The organism is Burkholderia sp. AU19243 (genome assembly GCF_018148075.1).
Taxonomy (GTDB): Bacteria; Pseudomonadota; Gammaproteobacteria; order Burkholderiales; family Burkholderiaceae; genus Burkholderia; species Burkholderia latens_A.
Genome location: NZ_JAGSTV010000007.1, coordinates 196,064 through 221,724 on the forward strand (window position 1 = coordinate 196,064; position 25,661 = coordinate 221,724).

Annotated in this window: 21 protein-coding genes and 1 tRNA gene; 6 read left to right on the forward strand and 16 right to left on the reverse strand. The window is 65.1% G+C overall.

Features of this window, described 5'->3' with window-relative positions; genetic code table 11:
* Positions 1-2 precede the first annotated feature (2 nt).
* From KDW55_RS15830 to cysS, 14 genes are all read right to left on the reverse strand, one after another.
* Positions 3-1,886 carry an extracellular solute-binding protein gene (locus KDW55_RS15830; RefSeq protein WP_040144521.1) on the reverse strand — a complete coding sequence of 628 codons (1,884 nt, stop codon included), beginning with the start codon at positions 1,884-1,886 and terminating at the stop codon, positions 3-5.
* A gap of 201 nt (positions 1,887-2,087) precedes the next feature.
* Entirely contained in the window at positions 2,088-2,447 is a 360-nt protein-coding gene (locus KDW55_RS15835) for a hypothetical protein (RefSeq protein WP_040144986.1), read from the reverse strand.
* 394 nt (positions 2,448-2,841) lie between these two features.
* Entirely contained in the window at positions 2,842-3,174 is a 333-nt protein-coding gene (gene cyoD, locus KDW55_RS15840; RefSeq protein WP_040144523.1) for a cytochrome o ubiquinol oxidase subunit IV, read from the reverse strand.
* Complete coding sequence (gene cyoC / locus KDW55_RS15845; protein ID WP_040144524.1) at positions 3,175-3,783, reverse strand: cytochrome o ubiquinol oxidase subunit III; 609 nt, start codon at positions 3,781-3,783, stop codon at positions 3,175-3,177.
* The gene (gene cyoB, locus KDW55_RS15850) at positions 3,783-5,789 is read right to left on the reverse strand and encodes a cytochrome o ubiquinol oxidase subunit I (protein WP_040144525.1); all 2,007 of its coding nucleotides are present in this window, start codon (positions 5,787-5,789) and stop codon (positions 3,783-3,785) included. The genes cyoC and cyoB overlap by 1 nt, the downstream gene beginning before the upstream one ends.
* Positions 5,790-5,792: 3 nt before the next feature.
* A complete protein-coding gene (gene cyoA, locus KDW55_RS15855; protein ID WP_040144526.1) occupies positions 5,793-6,680 on the reverse strand; it encodes a ubiquinol oxidase subunit II in 888 nt (295 codons plus the stop codon).
* A 301-nt stretch (positions 6,681-6,981) separates the two neighbouring features.
* The gene (locus KDW55_RS15860) at positions 6,982-8,511 is read right to left on the reverse strand and encodes an NADH-quinone oxidoreductase subunit M (protein ID WP_212160228.1); all 1,530 of its coding nucleotides are present in this window, start codon (positions 8,509-8,511) and stop codon (positions 6,982-6,984) included.
* Between the two features lie 452 nt (positions 8,512-8,963).
* Positions 8,964-10,337 carry a hypothetical protein gene (locus tag KDW55_RS15865; RefSeq protein WP_212160229.1) on the reverse strand — a complete coding sequence of 458 codons (1,374 nt, stop codon included), beginning with the start codon at positions 10,335-10,337 and terminating at the stop codon, positions 8,964-8,966.
* Between the two features lie 206 nt (positions 10,338-10,543).
* A tRNA-Ser gene (locus tag KDW55_RS15870) sits at positions 10,544-10,637 on the reverse strand.
* Between the two features lie 110 nt (positions 10,638-10,747).
* Positions 10,748-12,001 carry an aspartate kinase gene (locus KDW55_RS15875; protein ID WP_040144529.1) on the reverse strand — a complete coding sequence of 418 codons (1,254 nt, stop codon included), beginning with the start codon at positions 11,999-12,001 and terminating at the stop codon, positions 10,748-10,750.
* A 341-nt stretch (positions 12,002-12,342) separates the two neighbouring features.
* Positions 12,343-13,764 (reverse strand): tRNA lysidine(34) synthetase TilS, encoded by a 1,422-nt coding sequence (tilS, locus tag KDW55_RS15880; protein WP_212147794.1) that lies wholly within the window; start codon positions 13,762-13,764, stop codon positions 12,343-12,345.
* Between the two features lie 43 nt (positions 13,765-13,807).
* Positions 13,808-14,779 (reverse strand): acetyl-CoA carboxylase carboxyltransferase subunit alpha, encoded by a 972-nt coding sequence (locus KDW55_RS15885; RefSeq protein WP_034207712.1) that lies wholly within the window; start codon positions 14,777-14,779, stop codon positions 13,808-13,810.
* A gap of 99 nt (positions 14,780-14,878) precedes the next feature.
* A complete protein-coding gene (locus KDW55_RS15890; RefSeq protein WP_040144530.1) occupies positions 14,879-15,748 on the reverse strand; it encodes a DNA-3-methyladenine glycosylase in 870 nt (289 codons plus the stop codon).
* Positions 15,749-15,791: 43 nt separating this feature from the next.
* The gene (cysS, locus tag KDW55_RS15895) at positions 15,792-17,189 is read right to left on the reverse strand and encodes a cysteine--tRNA ligase (RefSeq protein ID WP_212147793.1); all 1,398 of its coding nucleotides are present in this window, start codon (positions 17,187-17,189) and stop codon (positions 15,792-15,794) included.
* A gap of 234 nt (positions 17,190-17,423) precedes the next feature.
* Here cysS and KDW55_RS15900 point away from each other — a divergent pair, with 234 nt between their 5' ends.
* From KDW55_RS15900 to KDW55_RS15915, 4 genes are all read left to right on the forward strand, one after another.
* On the forward strand, positions 17,424-18,146 hold the full coding sequence (locus KDW55_RS15900; RefSeq protein WP_040144532.1) for a tetratricopeptide repeat protein: 723 nt from the start codon (positions 17,424-17,426) through the stop codon (positions 18,144-18,146).
* A 40-nt stretch (positions 18,147-18,186) separates the two neighbouring features.
* Positions 18,187-18,762 carry a peptidylprolyl isomerase gene (locus KDW55_RS15905; protein ID WP_040144533.1) on the forward strand — a complete coding sequence of 192 codons (576 nt, stop codon included), beginning with the start codon at positions 18,187-18,189 and terminating at the stop codon, positions 18,760-18,762.
* Positions 18,763-18,850: 88 nt separating this feature from the next.
* Positions 18,851-19,342, forward strand: coding sequence for a peptidylprolyl isomerase (locus tag KDW55_RS15910; protein WP_040144534.1), 492 nt, complete (start codon positions 18,851-18,853; stop codon positions 19,340-19,342).
* 27 nt (positions 19,343-19,369) lie between these two features.
* Positions 19,370-20,170, forward strand: a complete 801-nt coding sequence (locus KDW55_RS15915) for a UDP-2,3-diacylglucosamine diphosphatase (RefSeq protein ID WP_040144535.1) — start codon at positions 19,370-19,372, stop codon at positions 20,168-20,170.
* 62 nt (positions 20,171-20,232) lie between these two features.
* On the opposite strand, the gene cysE is transcribed toward KDW55_RS15915, so the two are convergent.
* Both cysE and KDW55_RS15925 read right to left on the reverse strand, forming a co-directional pair.
* The gene (gene cysE, locus KDW55_RS15920; RefSeq protein WP_040144536.1) at positions 20,233-21,006 is read right to left on the reverse strand and encodes a serine O-acetyltransferase; all 774 of its coding nucleotides are present in this window, start codon (positions 21,004-21,006) and stop codon (positions 20,233-20,235) included.
* A gap of 322 nt (positions 21,007-21,328) precedes the next feature.
* Entirely contained in the window at positions 21,329-22,153 is an 825-nt protein-coding gene (locus KDW55_RS15925) for an RNA methyltransferase (RefSeq protein ID WP_212160231.1), read from the reverse strand.
* A 279-nt stretch (positions 22,154-22,432) separates the two neighbouring features.
* Between KDW55_RS15925 and KDW55_RS15930 the strand changes: the two genes are divergently transcribed.
* Together KDW55_RS15930 and KDW55_RS15935 are read left to right on the forward strand one after the other, a co-directional pair.
* Positions 22,433-23,236, forward strand: a complete 804-nt coding sequence (locus KDW55_RS15930) for an inositol monophosphatase family protein (protein WP_040144538.1) — start codon at positions 22,433-22,435, stop codon at positions 23,234-23,236.
* Between the two features lie 301 nt (positions 23,237-23,537).
* A complete protein-coding gene (locus KDW55_RS15935; RefSeq protein WP_040144540.1) occupies positions 23,538-25,160 on the forward strand; it encodes an NAD(P)/FAD-dependent oxidoreductase in 1,623 nt (540 codons plus the stop codon).
* Positions 25,161-25,661: the final 501 nt, after the last annotated feature.

Consider the following 25,661-nt stretch of genomic DNA (forward strand, 5'->3'; position numbering starts at 1 on the left):
CTTCAGTGATCGGGCTTGGCCCACCAGGTCGATACGACCCAGCCCTCGGCCGAATAGTACAGCGGCAGCGTCTGCGGATAGGCAAGCGTGCGCTTGTACGCGATCCGGTGCGTCCCGCTGTACCACTGCGGCACCGCGTAGTAGCCATGCATCAGCACGCGGTCGAGCGCATGCGTCGCGTCGAGCAGTTCTTCGCGCGTCTGCGCGGTGCCGAGTGCGTGCAGCAACGCGTCGACCGCAGGCGACTTCAGGCCGATCAGGTTGTCGGAGCCCGGTTCGTCCGCGAACTTGCTCGCGTAGCGCGAATATTGTTCGGCGCCCGGCACCTGCACGCCCGGCAGGCGGATCGTCGTCATGTCGTAGTCGAATGCGTCGAGCCTCTTTTGCAGCAACGCGAAATCGGCCGTGCGAAAGCGCGCGTCGATGCCGAGCTTCGCGAGATTGCGCTGATAGGCGGTCACGACGCCCTGCATCGATCCGCCGGAATCGTCGAGGATCTCGAACGCGAACGGCTCGCCCTTCGCATTGCGCAACGCGCCGTCGCGATAGGTCCAGCCTGCCTGCGCGAGCAGCGCGCGAGCCTTCAACAGGTTCGCGCGCAGCGAGCCCGGCGGATTCGTGCTCGGTTGCGTAACCATCGGACCGAACACGGCCGGGTCGAGCTGCGCGCGCAGCGGCTCGAGCAGCTTCAGTTCACCCGGGCCCGGCGTACCGGTTGCCTGCAGGTCGGTGTCCGCGAAATAGCTGTCGAGGCGCGTGTACGCGCCGTAGAACAGCTGGCGATTCAGCCATTCGAAGTCGAACGCGAGGTCAAGCGCCTGACGCACGCGCACGTCGCGAAACAGCGGCCGGCGCAGGTTCATGAAGAAGCCCTGCATGCCCGCGCCATTGTGCTGGCGGAATTCGCGCTTGACGAGCTCGCCGTTGTCGAAACGCTTGCCGACGTCGCGGCGCGCCCAGTTGCGCGCGATGTACTCGACCAGCACGTCGTACTCGCCGGCCTTGAACGCCTCGAGCCGCGCGACGCCGTCGCCGTACAGCTTGTAGACGATCCGCTCGAAATTGTTGGTGCCGACCCGCACCGGCAAGTCGGCGCCCCAATACGCGGGATTGCGCCGGTACGTGATCGTGCGGCCGTTGTCGTAATGATCGATCAGGTACGGGCCGCTGCCGATCGGCTGCTCGAACGCAAGCTGGTCGAACGGGATGCGCGAACCGTCCGCGCGCAGCCCCCACTTGCGCGAGAACACCGGCACGCCGCCGGCAATCAGCGGCAACTCGCGGTTCGCGCTATGAAATTCGAAGCGCACGGTCGCCGGATCGACCACCACGGCCTTCGTGATTTCGGCGAAGTACGCGCCGAACTGCGGCGCGGCCTGCTTGCTCTTGAGCGTGTCGAACGAGAACTTGACGTCGTCGGCCGTGACGCGATCGCCGTTCGAAAAGCGCGCGCGCGGATTCAGGTGGAACGTGACCGAGCGGCGGTCCGGCGCGATGTCGATGTCGTCGGCGAGCAGGCCGTACGCGGACGCCGGCTCGTCGGAACTGCCGGTCGCGAGGCTCTCGAACAGCATGTCGATGCCCGGCGCGGGGTTGCCGCGCATCGTGAACGGATTGAATTTGTCGAACGACGTCAGCCGGTTCGGGTTCGCGAGCACCAGCGTGCCGCCCTTTGGCGCATCCGGGTTCACATAGTCGAAATGCTTGAAGCCCGGCGGATATTTCGGCTCGCCGTACTGTGCAATCGCATAGGCCGCGTGCGCGGCCGTCGCGGCCAGCAGCGCCTGTATTGCCCATACTGCCGCCGCGCGGCCGGCGGCCCGTACCGCCTGCGCGGCGCCGAAGCGGATGCGCGCGGCCGTGGCCCGGGGCGAACCCTTCGTCATAGTGGCCCTGTCGGTCGATTGTGGAATGGAACGAGGGTCGATTCTACCCATTGAACTCGACGTCGAGCCAGACCGCGGCTTTCCATGCGTGGCGCCGGAGCGTCGCGCCGATCGCGTGTACGTTGGAGGCGCAAAAGAAAAACCGCCACGCGGGCGGTTCTTCTTTCGGGGCACGCGCATCGCGCGTGCGTCGCAGTTCGATCAGCGCCAGCCGTTGTGACGGCCGTTATCCCAGTGACCATGCCCACGATCCCAGCCGCGGCCATGATGGCGGTACCACTCGTCGCGCGCCCAGTAGCGGCGGCCGTCCCAGTAGCGATCGCCGTGCCAGCCGATCACGATAGCCGGTGCCGGCCCGTACACGGGCGCAGGTGCATAGACAGGCGCCGGCTGGTAGACGACCGGCGGCGGAGGCGGCGGCGCGTACACGGGCGCAGGTGCGACGTAGACCGGAGCCGGCACGCCGACGTTGATCCCGACATTGACTCCCGCCATTGCTGCGCCCGACACGAGCAAGGCTGTCACACCGGTCAAGAGCGAGGCAACACGCAAAGTCTTCATGGATTCCTCTTCGAGTTGTTTCATGTGTGATTCGACTATAACGGCCGGCGCCATCTCCGCATATTTCAAGTTTGTAAGAACTGATGCGCGGCATCGCGCCGGGGACGGCTCGCTAACGTCTTGTAACAATTGACGGCCCTCAGCGGGCGGTCGTGGCTTGGCCGGCCTGCCCGCGCGCGGCTTGCGCGCCGCTATCGCGCCGGATACGCGGCCGCAGCGCACGCAGGGTGCGCGCAATCATACTGCTTCCCGTGCGCGCCGGTGCAGTCCGCCGGACAACGCCGAACGTGGCCGACGGCAGATGGCCGATGGCAATCGGCGGCAGGCAGGCGAAAAAAAAAGCGGCACGCGCGTGCCGCTTCTCCGTGGCCGGCGCACTGCGCCGCGATGCTGCTCAACGCGACATCATGTTCATGCTGACGTTGTGCATCACCCACAGCGTGCCGACGATCAGGATCGCCGCGGTGAGCACCGTGTAGCTGAACGCCATCACGTTCCAGCGCTGACCGGACGAACCGTTCATGTGCAGGAAGTACACGAGGTGCACGACGATCTGCACGAACGCGAGCGCGGCGAGCGCGATCAGCGACGCGTGCGGCGACAGCACGCCGCCCATCACGAGGCCGAACGACGCGGCCGTGAGCAGCACCGACAGGATGAAACCGGCGACATAGCCGCCGACGCTGCCGTGCCCTTCTCCGAGTTGAGACGAATGCGAATGGGCCATTTAGATCACGCTCGCGAGGTAGACGAAGGAAAACACGCAGATCCACACGATGTCGAGGAAGTGCCAGAAGAGACTCAGGCACGTCAGACGCCGCAGGTCGCGGTCGGTCAGATCGCCGCCGCGCAACACGATCTGCCCGGCCAGCACGATCATCCACAGGAGGCCTGCGGTTACGTGCAGCCCGTGCGTGCCGACCAGCGTGAAGAACGCTGACAGAAACGCGCTGCGCTGCGGGCCCGCGCCTTGCGCGATCAGGTGCGAGAACTCGCGCAGCTCCATTGCAAGAAACGCCGCGCCGAGCACGAACGTCACCGCGAGCCACGCAAGCAGCGCGCCGCGACGCTGCTTGTACGCGGCCAGCATCGCAAAGCCGTACGTGATGCTCGACAGCAGCAGCGCGGCGGTTTCGACCGCGACGCCCGGAATGTCGAACAGGTCCTTCGCGGTCGGGCCGCCCGCGTACTGGTTGCCGAGCACCGCGAACGTCGCGAACAACGCCGCGAAGATCACGCAGTCGGTCATCAGGTACAGCCAGAAGCCGAACACCGAATGCGACGGAGGATGGTCGTCGTGCTCGACCAGGGTCGCGCTCAAGGTTTTCTGCAACATCAGTTGGCCTCCAGTTCCACGTCGTCGACGCGCGTGGCCACGCGCGCCGCCGGTTGCTTCTCTTCGATCTTGCGCACCTTCGTCGCAGGGATGTAGTAGCCGTCGTTGTCGCGCGAGCTGTAGATCACGAGCGTCGCGACGATACCCGCCAGCCCGCCGATCGCCATCCACCAGATGTGCCACACCAGCGCGAAGCCGAGCACCAGGCTGAAGACCGCGACGACGAGACCGGCACACGTGTTCGACGGCATGTGGATGTCGCGGATCGCTGCCGGGTCGGGGCGGCCGTCGCCGCGCGCCTTCATGTCCGCGTACGCATCGAGCGCGCGCACCTGCGGAATCACCGCGAAGTTGTAGTCAGCCGGCGGCGACGACGTCGCCCATTCCAGCGTGCGGCCGCCCCACGGGTCGCCCGTGGTATCGCGATAAGCCGGCAGGTTGCGGTTGCGAATGCTGACCACCAGTTGCAACAGCTGGCACGCAATGCCGATCGCGATCAGCACCGCGCCGAACGCGGCGACGAGCAGCCACGGATGCCACGCCGGGTTGTCGTAGTGGTTCAGGCGACGCGTCATGCCCATGAAGCCGAGCACGTAGAGCGGCACGAACGCGACGTAGAAGCCGACCTGCCAGAACCAAAACGCCGCCTTGCCGAGCTTCTCGTTCAGCTTGAAGCCGAACGCTTTCGGAAACCAGTAATTGAAGCCAGCGAGATAACCGAACAGCACGCCGCCGATGATCACGTTGTGGAAGTGCGCGATCAGGAACAGGCTGTTGTGCAGCACGAAGTCCGCGCCCGGGATCGCCATCATCACGCCCGTCATGCCGCCGAGCGTGAATGTGACCATGAAGCCGATCGTCCACAGCACGGGCGTCGTGAACTGGATCCGGCCACGATACATCGTGAACAGCCAGTTGAACACCTTCACGCCGGTCGGGATCGCAATGATCATCGTCATGATCCCGAAGAACGCGTTCACGTTCGCACCCGAGCCCATCGTGAAGAAGTGATGCAGCCACACGAGGAACGACAGCACCATGATCGCGCAGGTCGCGTACACCATCGTCTTGTAGCCGAACAGCGGCTTCTTCGCGAACGTCGCGATGACTTCCGAGAAGATCCCGAACGCGGGCAGGATCAGGATGTACACCTCCGGATGGCCCCACGCCCAGATCAGGTTCAGATACAGCATCGCGTTGCCGCCGGCTTCGTTCGTGAAGAAGTGCATGCCGAGGTAACGGTCGAGGCCGAGCAGCGCGAGCGTCGCGGTCAGGATCGGGAACGACGCCATGATCAGCACGTTCGTGCAAAGCGCCGTCCACGTGAACACCGGCATCTTCATCAGCGTCATGCCGGGCGCGCGCATCTTGATGATCGTCACGAAGAAGTTCACGCCCGTCAGCAGCGTGCCGACGCCCGAGATCTGCAACGCCCACAGGTAGTAGTCGACCCCTACCCCCGGGCTGAACTGCAGCTCCGACAGCGGCGGATACGCGAGCCAGCCGGTCTGCGCGAATTCGCCGATCACGAGCGACACGTTGATCAGGATCGCGCTGACCGCCGTCATCCAGAACGACAGCGAGTTGATGAACGGGAACGCGACGTCGCGCGCGCCGATCTGCAGCGGCACGACCAGGTTCATCAGGCCGACCATGAACACCATCGCCATGAAGAAGATCATGATCACGCCGTGTGCCGTGAAGATCTGGTCATAGTGGTGCGGCGGCAGATAGCCGGGCGCGTTGTACGCGAGCGCGAGCTGCATGCGCATCATGATCGCGTCGGCGAAGCCGCGCAGCAGCATGATCATCGCGACGATGATGTACATCACGCCGAGTTTCTTGTGGTCGACCGTCGTCAGCCATTCCGTCCACAGCCACTTCCAGCGGCCGGTGATCGTCAGTGCGGCGAGTATGCCGAGCACGACCAGCCCCATGAAGGCGCCGGCCCCCATGATGATGGGCTGATCGAACGGGATCGCCGAAAGTGTGAGTTTGCCGAACATGCGTTACCCCTTCGTGCCGCAGGCGGCGTCCTTCAGGTCGAGGACGTGGCCATCGTTGTATTTCGCGATGATGTTGTGGAAGAGCCGCGGATCGACCGACGAGAAGTAGCGTACGGGCGCCTTCTCGCTTGGCTGCGCGACGGTGCCGTACGCAGTTGCGTCGAGCCGCTCGGGCGATGCCTTCACTTTCTGCACCCACGCGTCGAATTGCTCGCGCGGCTCGGCGAGCGTGCGGAACTTCATGTCGGAGAAGCCGCGCCCGCTGAAGTTGGCGGACGTGCCTGCGTAGTCGCCGGCTTCGTCGGCGATCAGGTGCAGGCGCGTCTGCATGCCGGCCATCGCGTAGACCTGGCCGCCTAGCTGCGGAATGAAGAACGAGTTCATCACCGAATCCGACGTGATACGGAAATTAACCGGCGTGCCGACCGGAATCGCAAGCTGGTTCACCGACGCGATGCCGAGTTCCGGATAGATGAATAGCCATTTCCAGTCGAGCGCGACGACCTCGACGTCGATCGGCTTCACCGACGACTCGAGCGGCTTGTACGGATCGAGCTCGTGCGTGGTTTTCCACGTGAGCACGCCGAGAAAGAGAATGATCAGCGTCGGCACCGTCCAGATCACGACCTCGATCGCGGTCGAGTGCGACCAGTTAGGTGCATACGTGGCGTTGCGGTTCGATGCGCGGTAACGCCACGCGAACCACAGCGTGAGCAGGATCACCGGCACGACGACGATCAGCATCGCCCAAGTCGACGTCGCGATCAGCGCCTTCTCGGCAGCGCCCACGCTTCCTTTCGGATTTAGTACATCTAAATTACAGCCTGACAGGCTCAATGCCGCGCCGATCGATATCAGCGCCGTCCAGCCTTTTGAAGCTTTTCTATTCATCACACAGCCCGAGGGTCATTGAATCCGTTGCGTATGCCCGATGCGCATCCGATCCACGAAAGTGGCCGAATCATACGTCGCGCGGGCGCGATGAAAAACCGGCGATGACGGCAAATCATCATTGCAAAATCTGTTGTGAGACAGATTGTCGCGGGGCAATTCACGCGACCGGAAGATGGCTGCGAACCACCGGGAGAGTGGCCGCCGGCTTGCGATCGCGCGCGTCGCTACACCGATGGATGTGCGCGCAACGACGGCCCGCATCGTCTCGCGATGCGGGCTGCCGCACCGTGTCGCGCGATCAGCCGTGCGCCGATGCCATGTATGCGGGTTGCGCGGGCGCGCCGCCGTCGCCGGCCGGCAACTTCGAATGGCTGGCATCCTGAATCAACCGGCCGACCGTGGGATCGATCGCGTCGGTAAACGGCTTCGGATCGACGCCGACCATCAGCACGATCAGTGCGAGCGACGCAAACATCACGATCTCGCGGCGGCTGAGATCGGCGAGCTTCGCAACATGCGCGCTCGCGACCTTGCCGAACACGACGCGCTTGATCATCCACAGCGTGTACGACGCGCTGAGGATCAGCGTGAGCGCCGCAATCGCGCCAATCCAGAAGTTCACGCGAATCGCGCCCATGATGACCATGAACTCGCCGACGAAACCGGACGTGCCCGGCAGGCCGACGTTGGCCATCGCGAACAGCACCGAGAACATCGCGAAGCGCGGCATCACCCCCGCCACACCACCGTATGCGGCAATCTCGCGCTGCTTCGTGCGATCGACCAGCACGCTCACGCACAACAGCATCGCACCGGCGACGAAACCGTACGACACGAGCTGCACGATCGCGCCCTCGACGCCGATCCGGTTGAACAGGAACAGCCCGAGCGTGACGATCCCCATGTGTGCGACCGTCGAATACGCGAGCAGCTTGCCGAGGTCGGTCTGCGCGACCGCGATCAGGCTCGCATAGACGATCGCGAACAGCGACAGCGCGATCACGGCCGGCGCGAAGAAGTGACTCGCGTCCGGTGTGATCGGCAGTGCAAAGCGCAGGAAGCCATAACCGCCGAGCTTGAGCATCGCGAGCATCAGCGCAGCGCCGGTCGGGCCGTCCGTGTAGACGTCGCGCAGCCACGTGTGGACGGGCCACATCGGCACCTTCACCGCAAACGCTGCAAAGAAGCCCAGGAACACCAGCAGCTGCGGCGCGAAGCCCAGCTGCAGCGTGCGCCATGCGTTCATGTCGAACGTATGCGACTTCGCGAACAGGTACAGCATCGCCATCAACAGCAGCAGCGAACCCGCGAACGAGATGAAGAAGAACTTCACGGCCGCGTACACGCGATGCTCCCTGCCCCATGTGCCGATCAGCAGGTACAGCGGGATCAGCGTCGCCTCGAAGAAGATGAAGAACAGCAGCCCGTCCTGTGCGACGAACACGCCGACCATCAGCCCCGACAGGATCAGGAACGACGCGTAGTACTGCGCGACGCGCACTGTCACCGATTCCCACGACGCGATTACGACGACCAGCGTCGTGAAGGCAGTCAGCACGACGAGCCACAGCGACGCGCCGTCGATCCCGACACGCCAGCCGGCATTGAACGCGGCCAGCCAGTCGCGCGTTTCCACGAACTGCATCGCGGCCGAGTGCGAATCGAAGCCGGCGACGAGCGGGACGACGGCGGCCAACCCCGCCAGCGCGCCGACGAGCGCGATCAGTCTCGTGCGATTCGGATGACGGTCGGAACCGGCGCGCAGCAGGCACGCGCCGAACAGGATCGGAGCCCAGATCGCCAGGCTCAGAAAGGGAAAGTCTTGCATGTCAACAGCCTTGAGAAGGTCGCGCACTGCATCGGGAAACAGGCGTGACGAAGGGAACGAAATCAAATCGACAGATAGATTTCGTGGATCGCCAATGTTGGCAAAATGTAAAGCGGAATCAGGACGATGCTTGACGCCGCTCAAGCGCTATCGGGTTAACGAGCATACGGTGATTGAATATTTTTTGCAGCGCAGCAGAGCCGTGTTTCGCCGTACTTCGATAGGCAGTTGATTTTTCTGCGTAATATTTTGTATTGCTGTGCGGAGCAGACGGCCCGAATCGACGCGACGCCGCATTTTTGACGAAATGTCGCCGTTGCGACGCGCAAGAACAAAGCGAACGGAACGATAGTCGCGCGCGCATCTTTCCTTACATCGATGCTTTCATTTTTATTTCATCGCATGCGATCGTTACGATCGGGACGCACGTCAGCCGCCACGCCAACCGCGCGTCAGCGCTCGCGGCTGAGCCTGTCCCATACGCGCATCGTGACTGCACGATAGTGGTTGTGCTGCGCAGGGAAATGGACGAAGCGGCTGTCGCGGGTCGCATACACGGGCGAGCATGCGAGCGACATCGCGTCGACGACGTAGCGCGCGTCGATCATGCCGGCGTGCAGCAGTTCCACATAGATCGCCTGCTGGTCGCCGCCGCTCGCATAGACGGACGACCGGTCGTCGAGATGCTCGATGCGTGCGCAAATGCGGTCGACCAGTTCACGCATCGGCGCGACGTTGCGCACGCCGATCATGCACGAGTTGATCGCCCACGCGGTGTGGTCGGTCCCGATCACGAAATCCCGCCCGTCGATCACGCGCTCGACCGTCTGGCGCTGGTCGATCGCAAGTATGTCGGCGTCGACCCAGAACACGAATGCGTGGCCCGGCAAATGTTCGCGGATCAGGTGCAGCTTCGCCCAGTTCGCATCGACGCCGGCCGGCACGAACGCAGGCGGCTCGCGGTACGCGTGATACGCGTAGCCGTGTCGCATGCAATAGCGAACGAAGTTGTCTTCGTGAATATCACCGTAACCGGCGATGTGCGACGTGTGCAGGCTCACGAACGCGATGTCGGCGTGCGGGTTCAGATGGCGCGCCGGCTCGCGCGTGCGTTGCTGCGCGGCGCGCCAGGCGTCCATCGCGCGCGGCTGCTCGCCGTACCGGAGGCGCCCGGCATCGTGGACGAGCGCGAGCACGTAGCGAAAGTCGTAGTCGGGCGTCGGCGTCCAGACGCCGTCGATCTGCCGCCATTCGGGCGCTTGATGTGCGACGAGCGGCTGCGCGCCGACAACCACGTCGATCGCATGACCGTCACCCCACACTGTCTGGGCCGACGCGTAATGGCCGTTCGCAAGCGGCCGGTCGAACGGCAACGGCGGGAAGTGCACGGCAAGGAGCGTCGCCTCGCACTCGCGCTGTCGCTCGGGCAGGTGCATTGCCCACTGGCCGAGCTCCACGGCCAGCGCACGCAAGCGCTCGCGCACGTCGGCGACATTGCGAAAGATCATGCCGCTCGCCGCAGGCAGCGCCGACTTCGGCGTCTGCGTCGTGACGATCGCATCGTAACCGGCCGCGACATCGGCAAGCGCATGCCGGCCGAACACGACCGAAAACGGATCGAGCACGAGCAGCAGCGCGCCCTCCTCCATCGCGACGAGCTGCGCGATGATCGCGTGATACTTGTGCAGCACCTGCTGGCGCTCGCCGTACACGTGCATGCCGTCGACGATCGCATGCCGGTAGCCGTGCTCTTGCGCGTAGCACGCATGATTTGCGACGAGCCCGTCGACAAGCCGATGCGAAATGATGGTCAGGACGGAATGCATGCGTGCCGGAACTCCGACGTGAGCCATGCGAGGCGATACGCGTATTTAGCCCATCGGCATCGCTGAAGTCGAGCATTGATTGGCTGTCCGGACGAAGCGCGGCGCCGAGCGGCGCATCGATGCAAATCGGAAAAGACGGGGAAACGAAGCGAGAAAAAGAAAAAGCCCCGCAAGTCCGAGAACTTGCGGGGCTTTGTCACCGCTTTTGGCGGAGACGGAGGGATTCGAACCCTCGATCCAGGTTTTGGCCCAGATGCTCCCTTAGCAGGGGAGTGCCTTCGACCTCTCGGCCACGTCTCCCAAACTTTCGCTCGCACCAGGGAGGCAGTGCGACGAGAACGAGATAATATAGGGTTTCGAACCGCGCGTCAATTTCCGTGATGCATTTTCTTCAATGCATCACGGGAAACTCACGCGGCCTGGTCGAGTTCGAATGCCTTGTGCAACGCGCGGACGGCCAGTTCCATGTATTTCTCGTCGATCAGCACCGAAATCTTGATTTCGGACGTCGAGATCATCTGGATGTTGATGCCCTCTTCCGACAGCGTGCGGAACATCTTGCTCGCGACACCGACGTGCGAGCGCATGCCGACGCCGACGACCGACACCTTCGACACCTTCGGGTCGCCCTGCACGCGCTCGGCGCTCACATGGCCCTGCACCTGGTTCGTGAGGATGTCCATTGCCTTCTGGTAGTCGCCGCGCCCGACCGTGAACGTGAAGTCCGTCTTCCCTTCGACGCTCTGGTTCTGGATGATCATGTCGACGTCGACGTTCGCATCGGCGACCGGGCCGAGGATCTGATACGCGATGCCCGGCTTGTCGGGCACACCCATCACCGCAATGCGTGCTTCGTCGCGCTGGAACGCGATGCCGGAAATGACTGCCTTTTCCATGGTCTCGTCTTCTTCAAAAGTAATCAGGGTGCCCGAGCGCATTTCTTCGTCGAGCGCAATCAGCGGATCGGTCAGGCTCGACAGCACACGCGTCTTCACCTGGTATTTGCCGGCGAATTCGACCGAGCGGATCTGCAGGACCTTCGAGCCGAGGCTTGCCATTTCCAGCATTTCCTCGAACGTCACGCGATCGAGGCGTCGCGCCTCTTCGACCACGCGCGGATCGGTCGTGTAGACGCCATCGACGTCCGTGTAGATCAGGCACTCTTCGGCATCCAGCGCGGCCGCCACCGCCACCGCGGAGGTATCCGAGCCGCCACGGCCCAGCGTCGTGATGTGGCCGTCCGGATCGACGCCCTGGAAGCCCGTGATGATCACGACCTTGCCGGCGTTCAGATCGGCCTTCACGCGCTCGTCGTCGATCGAGTGGATGCGCGCCTTCGTGAATGCGCTGTCCGTCTTGATCGGCACTTGCCAGCCGGCATAGCTCACGGCCTCGACGCCGATTTCCTGCAGCGCGATCGACAGCAGGCCGACGCTGACCTGCTCGCCGGTCGACGCGATCATGTCGAGCTCACGCGGGCTCGGCTGGCTCGAAATCTCTTTCGCGAGACCGAGCAGGCGGTTGGTTTCGCCGGACATCGCGGACGGCACGACCACCATCTGGTGCCCGGCCTGATGCCATTTTGCGACGCGTTTCGCGACGTTCTTGATGCGCTCGACCGAGCCCATCGAAGTGCCGCCGTATTTGTGTACGATGAGTGCCATTGTCGTTCTGAACTGAAGGAGAAGCCGCACGGGCGCGCTGGGCAGGCCGCGTTGCCGTTCGGTCACGCGGCTTGTGGCTGTGGACGGACGACGAGGGGGACGGCTGGGACGCAACACGCAAGCGTGACGGATTTTGCCCGGAAGGCCGATCAGGCCGCGCAAACCGGGTACGTCACGCGGAAAACCTGCACAAATCGCTCAAAAATCGAGCCGAGCAAACGACCGAGCGTACCCGATAGAGGGCGGCTTGACAAGCCGCTCGCCCGTTGGCAAGCGTTCCGGCGCCGTTTACCAAATGGTGAAAACCGGCGTTCGATCACGCGCCGCGGCGCATACCGGCGCTACGCGATCAGCACGTCGGGACGCCATTCGATCCGGCGCCACCGGGCGTCGCCGGAAAGCCCGTTGCCGGTAAGCCCATCGACATGATTCACGCCGAGCCGCGGCACGTACACGAGCCGGTCGCCCGCGAACAGCAGCGGCACGTCGCGTTGCCATGCCGGCACGCCACGCTCCTGGAACAGGTTCTTCAATGTGCGCCCGGGCCCGCCGGGCGACGTCCGCAGCCGCTCGCCGCCCGCACGGGCGCGTGCGACGAGCGCCGCGCTGCGCAACAGCGCCTCCGGCACCGCGCCGGCGCTGTCCGCGTCGGCCGGCGCAAACACGAACGTGCCGCGCCAGGCCGGCACGTGCCAGACTTCCTGGCCATCCCACGCCAACGAGGACTCTGGATGCGGCGTGCCGGTACCGTCGTCGGCCGGATCGGCGCTGTCGCCGGCTTCCCAGTAAACCATGTCGCGATAGAGCCGCAGGCACTGCCCCGCGTGGTCGACGCGCAGCGCATGCGCGTCGTGCGCGGCGCGCAGTTGCCGCATCATGTTCGCGAGCCGCGCTGCCGACGCGCCCGGCAACCCGAGCCGGCGCATCCAGAAACGCAACAGGTTCGCACCGCGCGTGTCGTCGAACGCCACGAGTGCATCGCGCGACAGCGCACGACCTTCGTCGCGCGCGGCGCCGGCGAAATCCAGTTCGGCCAGATCGTCGAGCAGCCGCTGCGCGGCAGCCGCGTGCTGGGCCGCGCGACCGAGCGCATCGCGAAAGCCCGGAAAGTGCGCAGCCAGCGTCGGCAGCACGTCGATGCGCAACGCGTTGCGCGCATAGCGCGTGTCGCCGTTCGATTCATCGTCGATCCAGGCGAGCCCGCGCTGAACCGCGTAGCGTTCCAGTTGCGCACGCAACAATCGCAACAGCGGCCGCACGCGCTCGACGCTTGCACCATCCGGACGATAGCGCGGCGCCATCGCGGCCAGACCGGCAATCCCCGCACCGCGCAACAATTGCAGCAGCACGGTCTCGGCCTGATCGTCCGCATGCTGCGCGATCCAGAGCGCCGCCACGCCGCGACGCTCGCACATCGCGTCGAGCGCAGCATATCGGCGCTCGCGTGCGGTCGCCTCGACGCCGAGGCCGCTGTCGTGCGGCACGTCGACACGCTCGGATTCGAACGCGACGCCAAGCCGTTCGGCCGTCGCCTGCGCATGCGCGACCCAGGCGTCGGCGTTCGCGCTAAGTCCGTGATGCACGTGCAGCGCGATGCAACGTTCTGCGCCCGCGACGCGCACGGCCGCGTCGAGCAGTACCGTCGAGTCGAGGCCGCCGCTGTACGCAATCGCGATCTGAGCATCGGACGGCATGTCGGAAAGCGCAACGCCGATCGCGTCGAGGACGACGCGATCGGCGTTGAGTTGGGTCGGAGGGATCACGATCGAAACGCGCGCCGGATGGCGCGCGAGGTGCACATGCCGGTCACGCGCCGGGCGTGGTTTCCTTGAACTTGCCGTAGGCCATCAGGCGCTCGAAGCGACGCTCGCGCAGCGCATCGATGCTCATGCCCTGGAACTGGCGCAGCGAATCCGCAAGCGCGCGGCGCAGCAGCGCAGCCATGCCCTTCGGATCGCGATGCGCGCCGCCGAGCGGTTCGTTGACGATCTTGTCGATCAGCCCGAGCGCCTTCAGGCGATGGGCGGTGAGGCCGAGTGCTTCGGCAGCCTCGGGCGCCTTTGCGGCGCTCTTCCACAGAATCGACGCGCAACCTTCCGGCGAGATCACCGAGTAGGTCGAAAACTGCAGCATCATCACCGTATCGGCCACCGCGATCGCGAGCGCGCCGCCCGAACCGCCCTCGCCGATCACCGTCGTGATGATCGGCGTCTTCAGCTCCGCCATCACGTACAGATTGCGGCCGATCGCTTCCGACTGGCCGCGCTCTTCCGCACCGATGCCCGGATAGGCACCCGGCGTGTCGACGAACGTGAAGATCGGCAGACCAAACTTCTCGGCGAGGCGCATCAGGCGCTCGGCCTTGCGATAGCCTTCCGGGCGCGGCATCCCGAAGTTGCGCGCCGCGCGTTCCTTGGTGTCGCGGCCCTTCTGGTGGCCGATCACCATGCACGGATGGCCGCCGAAGCGCGCGAGACCGCCGACGATCGACAGATCGTCCGCGAACGCGCGGTCGCCATGCAGTTCGTGGAAATCGGTAAACAGTTCCGCGACGTAATCGAGCGTGTACGGACGCTGCGGATGCCGGGCGATCTGCGAGACCTGCCACGGCGACAGGTTCGCGTACAGATCCTTCGTCAGTTGCTGGCTCTTCTTCGACAGCCGCTCGATTTCTTCCGAAATATCGACAGCCGAGTCGTCCTGCACGAATCGCAGCTCTTCGATCTTGGCCTCGAGTTCGGCGATCGGCTGTTCGAAATCCAGAAACGTGGTCTTCATGTGTTCGAATCCTTGGGTCTTGCGGCAGCGCGTATTCTACCCGCGCGGGCGATGTGCAAAACCGGCTCTCAACTATTGATGTTTAAAACCTGATAGCCGTCAGTCTGCGTCAGTGTCGGGCACGTCGAGACTGCGCCACATATACCAGGTCGCGACAGTGCGCCACGGCTCCCAGTTGGCGGCCACTTCGCGGGCCTCGCTGCGTGTGACGGGCTCCCCGCTAAAGTAATTGACGCTGATCGCGCGGATCAGGCCCGGATCGTCGAGCGGCAGGACGTCCGGTCGCGACAGGTTGAAGATCAGGAACATCTCGGCCGTCCAGCGGCTGATGCCGCGGATCTGCGTAAGTTCCGCGATCACATCCTCGTCGTCCATCGACGTCCATTTGTCGACGTGCAGTGCACCGGACACGAAGTGCTGCGCAAGGTCGAGAATGTATTCCGTCTTGCGCTTCGACAGCCCGCATCCGATCAGTTTGTCCGCACCGAGCCGGATCACCGGCTGCGGCGCGAGCTTTGGACACGCATCCTCGATGCGCGCCCACAGCGCCTGTGCGGACGGCACCGAAATCTGCTGCCCGACGACCGAGCGCGCGAGTGTAACGAACGGATCACCGCGCTTCACCAGATGCGCCGGGCCGAACTTCGGGATCAGCTTCTTCAGGATCCGGTCGCGCTTGACGAGATCTGCGCACGCCTTGTCCCAATATGCGGGACGCACGATACCATCCGCGGCGTCGGCTGCCGGATCGGATGCGCGCGACTTGCGCGCCGGGTCCGCAGCCGCCATCGCGACCTCCGGCTGCGCCGCATCCGCGCCCTTCGCGCGGGCGGGCTTCGCATGACCGTTCATCGCGCCGTTCGGCATGGCGCGCGCAGCGTCCGCCTTTGCCGTTGGCGAGCGCTTGGCTGCCGGACGCGCGGCGAGCGGAGTCGCACGCCTGACCGGCGCTTTTCTGGCCGTTGCCATCTTGCCTCCTACCTGACGGATCGGTCAGTGGAACGCACCGCGCTCATACGCGACGCCATTCGGTCGATCCGCCCGGTTTGTCTTCAAGTGCGATGCCGGCATCGAGCAGTTCCGCCCGAATCCGGTCCGCTTCGGCATAGTCCTTCGCTTGTTTCGCCGCGACGCGCGCGGCGATCCTCGCCTCGATTTCATCGGCTGCGAGCCCACCCGCCTGCGCGGCGCCGGTGCCCTGCTGCAGGAACGCGCGCGGCTCGCGGCCAAGCAGGCCCAGCAGACCCGCCAATTGCTTCAGCTGCCGCGCGAGCGACGCATCGCGCGTGCGGTTGACCTCGCCGGCCAGCTCGAACAGCGTCGCCACCGCGACCGGCGTATTGATGTCGTCGTTCATCGCGGCCGCGAAACGCTGCGCATGCGGCTCGTTCCAGTCGAGCGCGAGCGTGTCGGGTTCGACATCCTTCAGCGCCGTATACAGACGCGTGAGCGACGCACGCGCATCGTCGAGGTGCACGTCGCTGTAGTTGAGCGGCGACCGGTAGTGCGTGCGCACGATGAAGAAGCGCATGACCTCGGCGTCGTACCGCTCGAGCACTTCGCGGATCGTGAAGAAGTTGCCGAGCGACTTCGACATCTTCTCGTTGTCCACTTGCACGAAGCCGTTGTGCATCCAGTAATTGACGAACGTCTGGCCGGTCGCGCCTTCGCTCTGCGCGATTTCGTTCTCGTGGTGCGGGAATTGCAGATCCTGCCCGCCGCCGTGAATGTCGAAATGCTCGCCGAGCAGCGTGCAACCCATCGCGGAGCACTCGATGTGCCAGCCCGGCCGGCCCATCCCGTACTTCGACGACCACGACGCGCCTTCAGGCTCGCCCTCCTTCGCGCGCTTCCACAGCACGAAGTCGAGCGGATCCTGTTTTGCATCGTTCGCGGCGACGCGTTCGCCCGCGCGCAGGTCGTCCAGCGACTTGCCCGACAGCTTCCCGTAGTTCGCGAACTTGCGCACCGAATAATTGACGTCGCCGTCGCCCGCCTGATACGCGTAGCCGTTCGCCTCGAGCTTCTCGATCATTCCGAGCATCTGCGGAATGAACTGCGTGGCGCGCGGCTCGATGTCGGGCCGCTGAATGCCGAGCGCCGCCTCATCCTCGTGCATCGCGTCGATGAAACGGTCGGTCAGCGACTTGATCGTCTCGCCGTTCTCGACCGCGCGACGGATGATCTTGTCCTCGATGTCGGTGATGTTGCGCACGTACGTGACCCGATAGCCGATCGCACGCAGCCAGCGCTGGACGAGGTCGAACACGACCAGCATGCGCGCGTGGCCCACGTGACAATAGTCGTAGACGGTGATCCCGCATACGTACATCCGCACTTCGCCGGACTGGCGCGGCACGAAAACTTGCTTGTCACGCGCGAGCGTGTTGTAGATGCGCAGTGATTCCATAGAGATGAACCGTGAGCCGAAGGAAACCGCCCTGGCGAAGCTCGCCCAGCATGCGACACGGACGGACCGCCTGTTACGGCACGACGCCGCGCGTCCTCGATATCACATGGGGCGGTCAGGCTGCAAGCACAGCGGTGACGGCCACGAGAGGCAAAGAAAGACTGTCTGCGGCTCGCCGGAACGCGCAGACGTTTTGTTAGAATGGGTCGGAGTATAACATTCCGATTTACGCCTATGAAACCTCATCGCGGCCGTGCGCCGAGCGCTGCGACCCTCGTTGCGACCGCCGTCGTGGGCGTCGCACTGACGCTTTTCGCGGCCCCCGCGGCGCATGCGCAAAAGGCTCCGGCCACCGCCGACGGCACGCCCGAAATCGACGCGTCGATCGCCGGCAAGCAATGGAAGCAGGCGCTCGCGCAACTCGACGCGCGCATCGCGGCGAATCCGCACGACGTGCAGGCGCAGTTCAAGCGCGGCACCGTGCTCGCCCGCCTGAACCGCGACGACGACGCGATCCAGCAGTTCGTCGCGATCACGCAGGCCTACCCCGAACTGCCCGAGCCCTACAACAACCTCGCGGCGCTCTACGCGAAGCACGGCCGCTACGACGAAGCGCGCAGCGCGCTCGTCACGGCGACGCAAGCGAACCCGAGCTACTCGCTCGCGTACGAGAACCTCGGCGACCTGTACCTGCGGCTCGCGGCCGAGTCGTACAAGCGCGCGCAATCGCTCGGCCGCACGAGCGGCGCGACCGCACAGCGCCTCGCCGACGTGCAGAAGATCGTGTCGCCGCCGAAGCCGGCCGCCGGCGCGCACAACGTCACGCCCGCCACGCGCGCGTACACCGACCGTGCCGCCGCAAACGTGAGCACCACCACGCTGCCGATGTCGCCGACGTTCCAGTTCAACGGTCCGTCCGGTGCGCTGGCGGCGCCGTACGTCGCGCCGTCGCAGTAAAGCGGCGCAACCTTCCCTCCCTCCCAACCTGAGGATCGCAATGAAACGTCTGTTGCTGGCGCTTGGCGGCGCCGCCCTTCTCGCGACCGCGCCTGCCTTCGCGCAATCGGCCACCGCGCACCCGATCGTGCAGCTCAAGACCTCGCAGGGCGACATCCGCGTCGAGCTCTACCCGGAGAAGGCGCCGAAGACGGTCGCCAACTTCCTCGATTACGTGAAGGCCGGCCAGTACAACGGCACGATCTTTCATCGCGTGATCAAGGGCTTCATGATCCAGGGCGGCGGCTACAAGACCAACTTCGAGGAGAAGCCGACCCGCGCGCCGATCCCGCTGGAAAGCCGCAATGGTCTGAAGAACCTGACGGGCACGATCGCAATGGCGCGCACCAGCGATCCGAACTCGGCCACCGCGCAGTTCTTCATCAACACGGTCGACAACAACGGCCTCGACTACCCGAACCCGGACGGCAACGGCTACGCGGTGTTCGGCAAGGTCGTGTCTGGCCTCGACGTCGTGAAGAAGATCGAAGGCGTGGCGACGACCTCGCGCGGCCCGATGCAGGACGTGCCGGCCCAGCCGGTCGTGATCGAATCCGCGAGCATCGTCTCGAAGTAAGCACCTGCCGGCACGTCCGGCGCCACACGCGGCCGCGTCGTACGACCGGCCGCGTGCCATTTAAACCGCCATACCGAAGGAATTCATCATGGTTGAACTGCATACGAACCACGGCGTGATCAAGCTCGAGCTGGACGCCGCGAAGGCACCGAAGACGGTCGAGAACTTCCTCAACTACGTGAAGAAGGGCCACTATGACGGTACGGTGTTCCACCGCGTGATCAACGGCTTCATGATCCAGGGCGGCGGCTTCGAGCCGGGCCTGAAGCAGAAGCCGACCGACGCGCCGATCGACAACGAGGCGAACAACGGCCTGAAGAACGACAACTACACGATCGCGATGGCGCGCACGAACGATCCGCATTCGGCGACCGCCCAGTTCTTCATCAACGTCAACGACAACGACTTCCTGAACCACTCGTCGCCGACGCCGCAAGGCTGGGGCTACGCGGTGTTCGGCAAGGTCGTCGAAGGTCAGGACGTCGTCGACAAGATCAAGGCCGTGAAGACGGGCAACGCGGGTTTCCATCAGGACGTGCCGACTGACGACGTCGTGATCGAAAAGGCCGTGGTGGTCTAACGCACCAGCCGTAACGGAGGCACTTCGATGTTGCAGGAGAGTCCGCCGCGAAGCGTCTCCGCGGGCGTGCCGGGCGAGCGCGAATACGCGCAAGCCGCACGCCCGTTCCTGTTTCTCTCCGATCTGCATCTGAGCGAGGCGATTCCGAAGACGGTCGCCGCGTTCGAGCATTTCGTGAAATACACCGCCGACAGCGCCGACTCGGTGTTCATTCTCGGCGACCTGTTCGAATACTGGATCGGCGACGACGTGCTCGACGACGATCCGTTCGCGGCCCGCATGGCCGCGCTGATGCATACGTTCTCCGAACGCGGCATTGCGCTCTACGTGATGCACGGTAACCGCGATTTTCTGCTCGGGCGGCGCTTCATGAAGGCGGCCGGTGCAATCCTGCTGCCCGACCCGGCGCTGATCGTGGCATTCGGCCAGCGCATCGTGCTCGCGCACGGCGATGCGCAATGCACGGCCGATCGCGGCTACCAGGTGTTTCGGCGATTTGCGCGCAATCGCGTCGCGCAGGCGCTGTTCCTCGCATGGCCGTTCCGCTGGCGTCGCGCGCTCGCGCAGCGGATGCGCTCGAACAGCGAAGCGGGCCGGATGCGCGCTGCTTCGTCCATCTACGATGTCACGCGTGAAGGCGTGGCCGCGCTATTCCGGAAAAGCCGCGCGAGCGTGATCATTCACGGCCATACGCATCGCCCTGCCCGCCATCTGGAACCGGGCGGAATTCGCTGGGTGCTGCCCGACTGGGATCTGGATCACGGCACGCCGCGCGGCGGTTACTTGCGCGTCGATGCGGAAGGCATCCACGCGATGCCGCTCGAGTAACGCATTCGACTGCATTCCGCTGACGGCGCTCGACGCGTCTGGCGCCGCCGGCATGCGGCGCGTTACGACTGCCGTTCGACTGCGTTGCCTTCCAGCACAGCCGACAGCCGGCGCAGGTCGAGTCGCGCTGCGTCGGCACCCTGCAGCGTTTCCAGATGCGTGCCGAGCCGCTCCAGCGCCGCGACGATCTCGTCGACGCGCCGGCTCTCCTTCGCCGCGTGATCGATCAGCCCGTGGATCGCGAGCGACATCGGGTCGTCCGCGTTCGGCGTGATCCCGTATGCGCAGAATGCGGCACGCTCGGGTTGCGGCTTCGGTTGCGCCGGCATCACGATGCGCGCCGGATTGCCGACCGCGGTGCCACCCGCCGGCACCGGCTTCACCACGACCGCGTTCGAACCGATCTTCGCGCCCGCGCCAACCGTAAAACCGCCGAGCACCTTCGCGCCCGCGCCGACGATCACGCCGGGTTCGAGCGTCGGATGGCGCTTCGCGCCGCGCGTGAGCGATGTGCCGCCGAGCGTCACGCCCTGATAGATCGTGCAGTCGTCGCCGACGATCGCGGTCTCGCCGATCACGACACCCATGCCGTGATCGATGAACACGCGCCTGCCGATCGTCGCGCCCGGATGGATCTCGATCCCCGTCAGGAAGCGGCCGACCTGCGACGCGAAACGGGCGAGCCAGTAGCGTTTCGCGCGCCAGCATGCATGCGCAAACCGATGCAGCACGAGCGCATGCAGGCCCGGATAACAGGTCAGCACTTCCCAGGCACTGCGAGCGGCGGGATCCCGCTCGCGTATCGTCGCAACGTCTTCGCGCAGTCTAGTGAACATGATCGGATCTGGGCTGAGGAAAAGGCCGGCGGGCGCCGCCGGCAATGGCCGGTCGTTATCTTGCCGGGTAATTTGCTTATGACGTCCGGCGATTGTAGGGCCACTCGCGAGCGGCCGCTCGGCGTCGCGCGTTCACCCCGCCGGCGGCACGGGTATTCGACGGAAACGACCGTTCCGGCGGCCCGACAATGACTGCTTGCAGGCACCGCAAGATGCATGGGCCGCCATCCCCGCCAACCAGTGCACCGCGACGGACGCAAGCGGCGCCACCCCATCACAGCCGTCGAACGCGAAAGCGCGCGGCAGCCGCCGCGCCGGACGCCTACGCGTCGCCTTCGGCCGTTCCCGACTTCAGCAGGATGTGCTTCGCGATGCCGCGCAGGATGTTGACTTCCTCGCGCTCGAGACCGGTGCGCGCGAACAGGCGCCGCAGCCGCGGCATCAGCTTCTTCGGGTTGCGCGGATCGAGAAAATCCAGCGCGATCAGCGCGTTTTCGAGGTGCGCATACATCCGCTCGATCTCGTCGCTCTGCGCGAGCGTGCCGACGTCGACGTGCGCCGCGGGCGACGCCTCGCTTGCCTGCGCCAGGAACGCGACGCGCAGTTCGTACGCGAGCACCTGGATCGCTTGCGCGAGGTTCAGCGAGCTGTAGGCCGGATTTGCCGGGATATGGGCAAGCGCACTGCATTGCTCGACGTGCTCGTTCGCGAGACCCGTACGCTCGTTGCCGAACACCAGGGCGATATCGCCGCCGCCCACCTGCGTGCACGCGTGCTCGGCGGCCGCGCGCGGCGCGAGGCGCGGCGGCCCGTATTCGCGCGTGCGCGCGGTCAGCGCGATCGACCAGTGGACGCCGGCCAACGCGTCGCCGAGCGTGGGCACGACATGCGCGGACGCGAGGACGTCGTCGGCGCCGCTCGCCATCGCGATCGCGTCGGGATCGCTCTGCACGTGCGGCACGCGCGGCGCCACCAGCACAAGGCGAGAGAAACCCATCGTCTTCAGCGCGCGGGCGGCCGCCCCGACATTGCCGGGATGGCTGGGCTCGACGAGCACGAAACGGGTTGATGTGAAGCCGCCGGACGGCGGCGGAGACGAGGCGCCACCCGATTCGGACGGCGCGGTGGGGTTCTGCGGAGTTTCCACTACATACGGCTCGGTTCATCGGAATGGCAGTATGGTATCGCCATCGTCGCGACAAACCCACTCGTCCGGACGGCCAGTGGGGTTTCCCCGTATTCGGAGCCCCCGAAACGTTCGAAAATCGGGTAAAATCATGCGCTTACGCGTCGCACACCGCGCGGCGCGGGTCGTACCCCGCTCTTTGTCAATTCGCGTCTCATTTCGCCCGGCACGTTCGCGCTGCTCCGGGCGGTATGTTCCACTTCGTGGCGGCCCGTGCCGTCGGCTACAGGATCCAGGCTCATGCATCCCATGCTCAACATTGCTGTCAAGGCTGCGCGCCGCGCCGGACAGATCATCAATCGTGCATCCCTCGATCTCGACCTGATCGAGATTCGCAAGAAGCAGCAGAACGACTTCGTCACCGAAGTGGACAAGGCCGCCGAAGAGGCGATCATCGAGACGCTGAAAACCGCTTACCCCGACCACGCGATCCTTGCGGAAGAATCGGGCGAATCGGAGAACGAATCCGAATTCAAGTGGATCATCGATCCGCTCGACGGCACGACGAACTTCATCCACGGCTTCCCGTACTACTGCGTATCGATCGCGCTCGAACACAAGGGCATCGTTACGCAGGCCGTCGTCTACGATCCGAACAAGAACGACCTGTTCACGGCCACGCGCGGCCGCGGCGCTTACCTGAACGACCGCCGCATCCGCGTCGGCCGGCGCGACCGCCTGGCCGATGCACTGGTCGGCACGGGCTTCCCGTTCCGCGAAAAGGATGGCCTCGACGCATACGCGCGCCTGTTCACTGAAATGACGCAAGCCTGCACGGGCCTGCGCCGCCCGGGCGCGGCCGCACTCGACCTCGCGAACGTCGCAGCGGGCCGCCTCGACGCGTTCTTCGAGCAGGGCATCAACGTGTGGGACATGGCGGCCGGCAGTCTGCTGATCACCGAAGCCGGCGGTCTCGTCGGCAACTACACGGGCGACGCCGATTTCCTGCATCGCCACGAGATCGTCGCGGCGAACCCGAAGATCTACGCGCAGATGATCCCGATCCTGAACCGCTACAGCCGGCTGCATCCGGCAGCGGAATAAGCCCGCGCCGCGCCCGTGCGGCGCGGCCTTTGCGTCAACCACTCGCTGGCACCGTCATGATGAAGCGCCTGCCGCCTTCCGGTCGTCCGGAGCGCGAAGTAGTCTTCTTCTCGCGGGAGTCGCTTCAGGCGCCCGTGCCGAGCTTGCCCGAGTGGTCCGGCGTGCCGCCGCGCGTCGCGCGCTTTCCGTCGCCTGACGATCGGCTCGCGACATGCGCGCGCGACGGACGCCGCCGCGGGCATGCCGGCCGCAGCCCGTTTCAACACCGCCACGGCTTCGTGGCGACCGTATCCGACTACTCATGTTACGGCTAAGCGAAATCAAACTCCCGCTCGACCATCCCGAGAGCGCCCTTGAAGCCGCGATTCGCGCGCGCCTCAAGGAGCTCGGCGTGGCCGCGGACGGGCTCCTCCGTTACACGGTGTTCCGCCGTGCGCACGACGCGCGCAAGCGCTCCGACATCAAGCTCACGTATATCGTCGATGTCGAGGTCAAGGACGAAGCCGCCGTGTTGCCGCGGCTCGCCGGCACGCCGCATTGCGGCGTGACGCCCGACATGACGTACCACTTCGTTGCGAAGGCGCCCGAGCACGGCAACTTTCTGCGTCCGGTCGTGATCGGCATGGGCCCGTGCGGGCTGTTCGCCGGGCTGATCCTCGCGCAAATGGGCTTTCGCCCCATCATCCTCGAGCGCGGCAAGGCCGTGCGCGAACGCACCAAGGACACGTTCGGCCTGTGGCGCAAGAGCGTGCTCAATCCGGAGTCGAACGTGCAGTTCGGCGAAGGCGGTGCCGGCACGTTCTCCGACGGCAAGCTGTACAGCCAGATCAAGGACCCGCACCACTACGGCCGCAAGGTGCTCGACGAATTCGTGAAGGCCGGCGCGCCCGAGGACATCCTGTATCTGAGCCGGCCGCACATCGGCACGTTCCGCCTCGTCAGCATGGTGGAAAAGATGCGCGCGAGCATCCATGAACTGGGTGGCGAAGTGCGCTTCGAAACCCGCGTCGAGGATATCGACATCGAACACGGCAAGGTGCGCGCGCTCAAGCTGTCGAACGGCGAAACGTTGCGCTGCGATCACGTGGTGCTGGCCGTGGGCCATAGCGCGCGCGATACGTTCCAGATGCTGCACGATCGCGGCGTCTACGTCGAAGCCAAGCCGTTCTCGCTCGGTTTCCGGATCGAGCATCCGCAGGGCGTGATCGATCGCAGCCGCTTCGGCAAGTTCGCGGGCCACAAGCAGCTCGGCGCGGCGGACTACAAGGTGGTTCACCACTGCAGCAACGGCCGTGCGGTCTACAGCTTCTGCATGTGCCCGGGCGGCACGGTGGTCGCGGCAACGTCCGAGCCGGGGCGCGTGGTCACCAACGGGATGAGCCAGTATTCGCGTGCCGAGCGCAACGCGAACGCCGGCATCGTCGTCGGCATCACGCCGGAAGATTATCCGGGCGGCCCGCTCGCGGGTATCGCGTTCCAGCGCAAATGGGAAGAGCGCGCGTTCGAGCTCGGCGGCGGCGACTACAGCGCGCCGGGCCAGCTGGTCGGCGATTTCATCGCGGGCCGGCCGTCGACGTCGCTCGGCTCCGTGGTGCCGTCGTACAAGCCGGGCGTGCGCCCGACCGACCTCAGCACCGCCCTGCCCGACTATGTGATCGAAGCCATTCGTGAAGCGCTGCCGCAGATCGACCGCAAAATCGCCGGCTTTGCGATGCACGATGCGGTGCTCACCGGCGTGGAGACGCGCACATCTTCGCCGATCCGGATCCGGCGCAAGGACAACTACCAGAGCGTGAACGTCGAAGGGCTGTATCCGGCGGGCGAAGGCGCCGGGTATGCGGGCGGCATTTACTCGGCAGCTATCGACGGGATCGAGGTCGCGCAGGCGGTGGCGCTCGATCTCGTGTCGGCGCAAAAGTCCTGATCGGGTCCACCCGCCCGGCGCGCGCAGTGGCGTGCGCCGGGGGATACCGGCCCTTCAACGCCCGAGCGGCGACGCGAATGGATCGCCGGGTGCCGTCGGCTGCGATCTGCTGCACCTCGCTACACGGCGATCTTCGCGCTTGTGCATAGAAGCGGCTGGTAAATTCGGAGCACCCGGGCAGCAACTTTACGCCGGACCTATGACCACGCTGTCGTCCGAGCCCTTTGCTCGCCACACTCAAACGATGCAGCGGTACCTGCTCGTTATTGGACAAAGGTCGGCGTAGAAAGCTACGTCAAGAGCTACGCCGATAATTTTGGCGATGGACCGCCACCGGACCCCGATGTTCGTCTCGGACGCTCCCCGGCAATCCACGATGGACCTTGTTTGCCTGGACCGGGTTACGACGGCGCAGCATGCAGTGTCGGCGGGTGACCGGTAACACCCATCGCGTGCTTCGAATTGCAGTTGCAAGGGCGGCACAAATTCGCACCTTCCTTG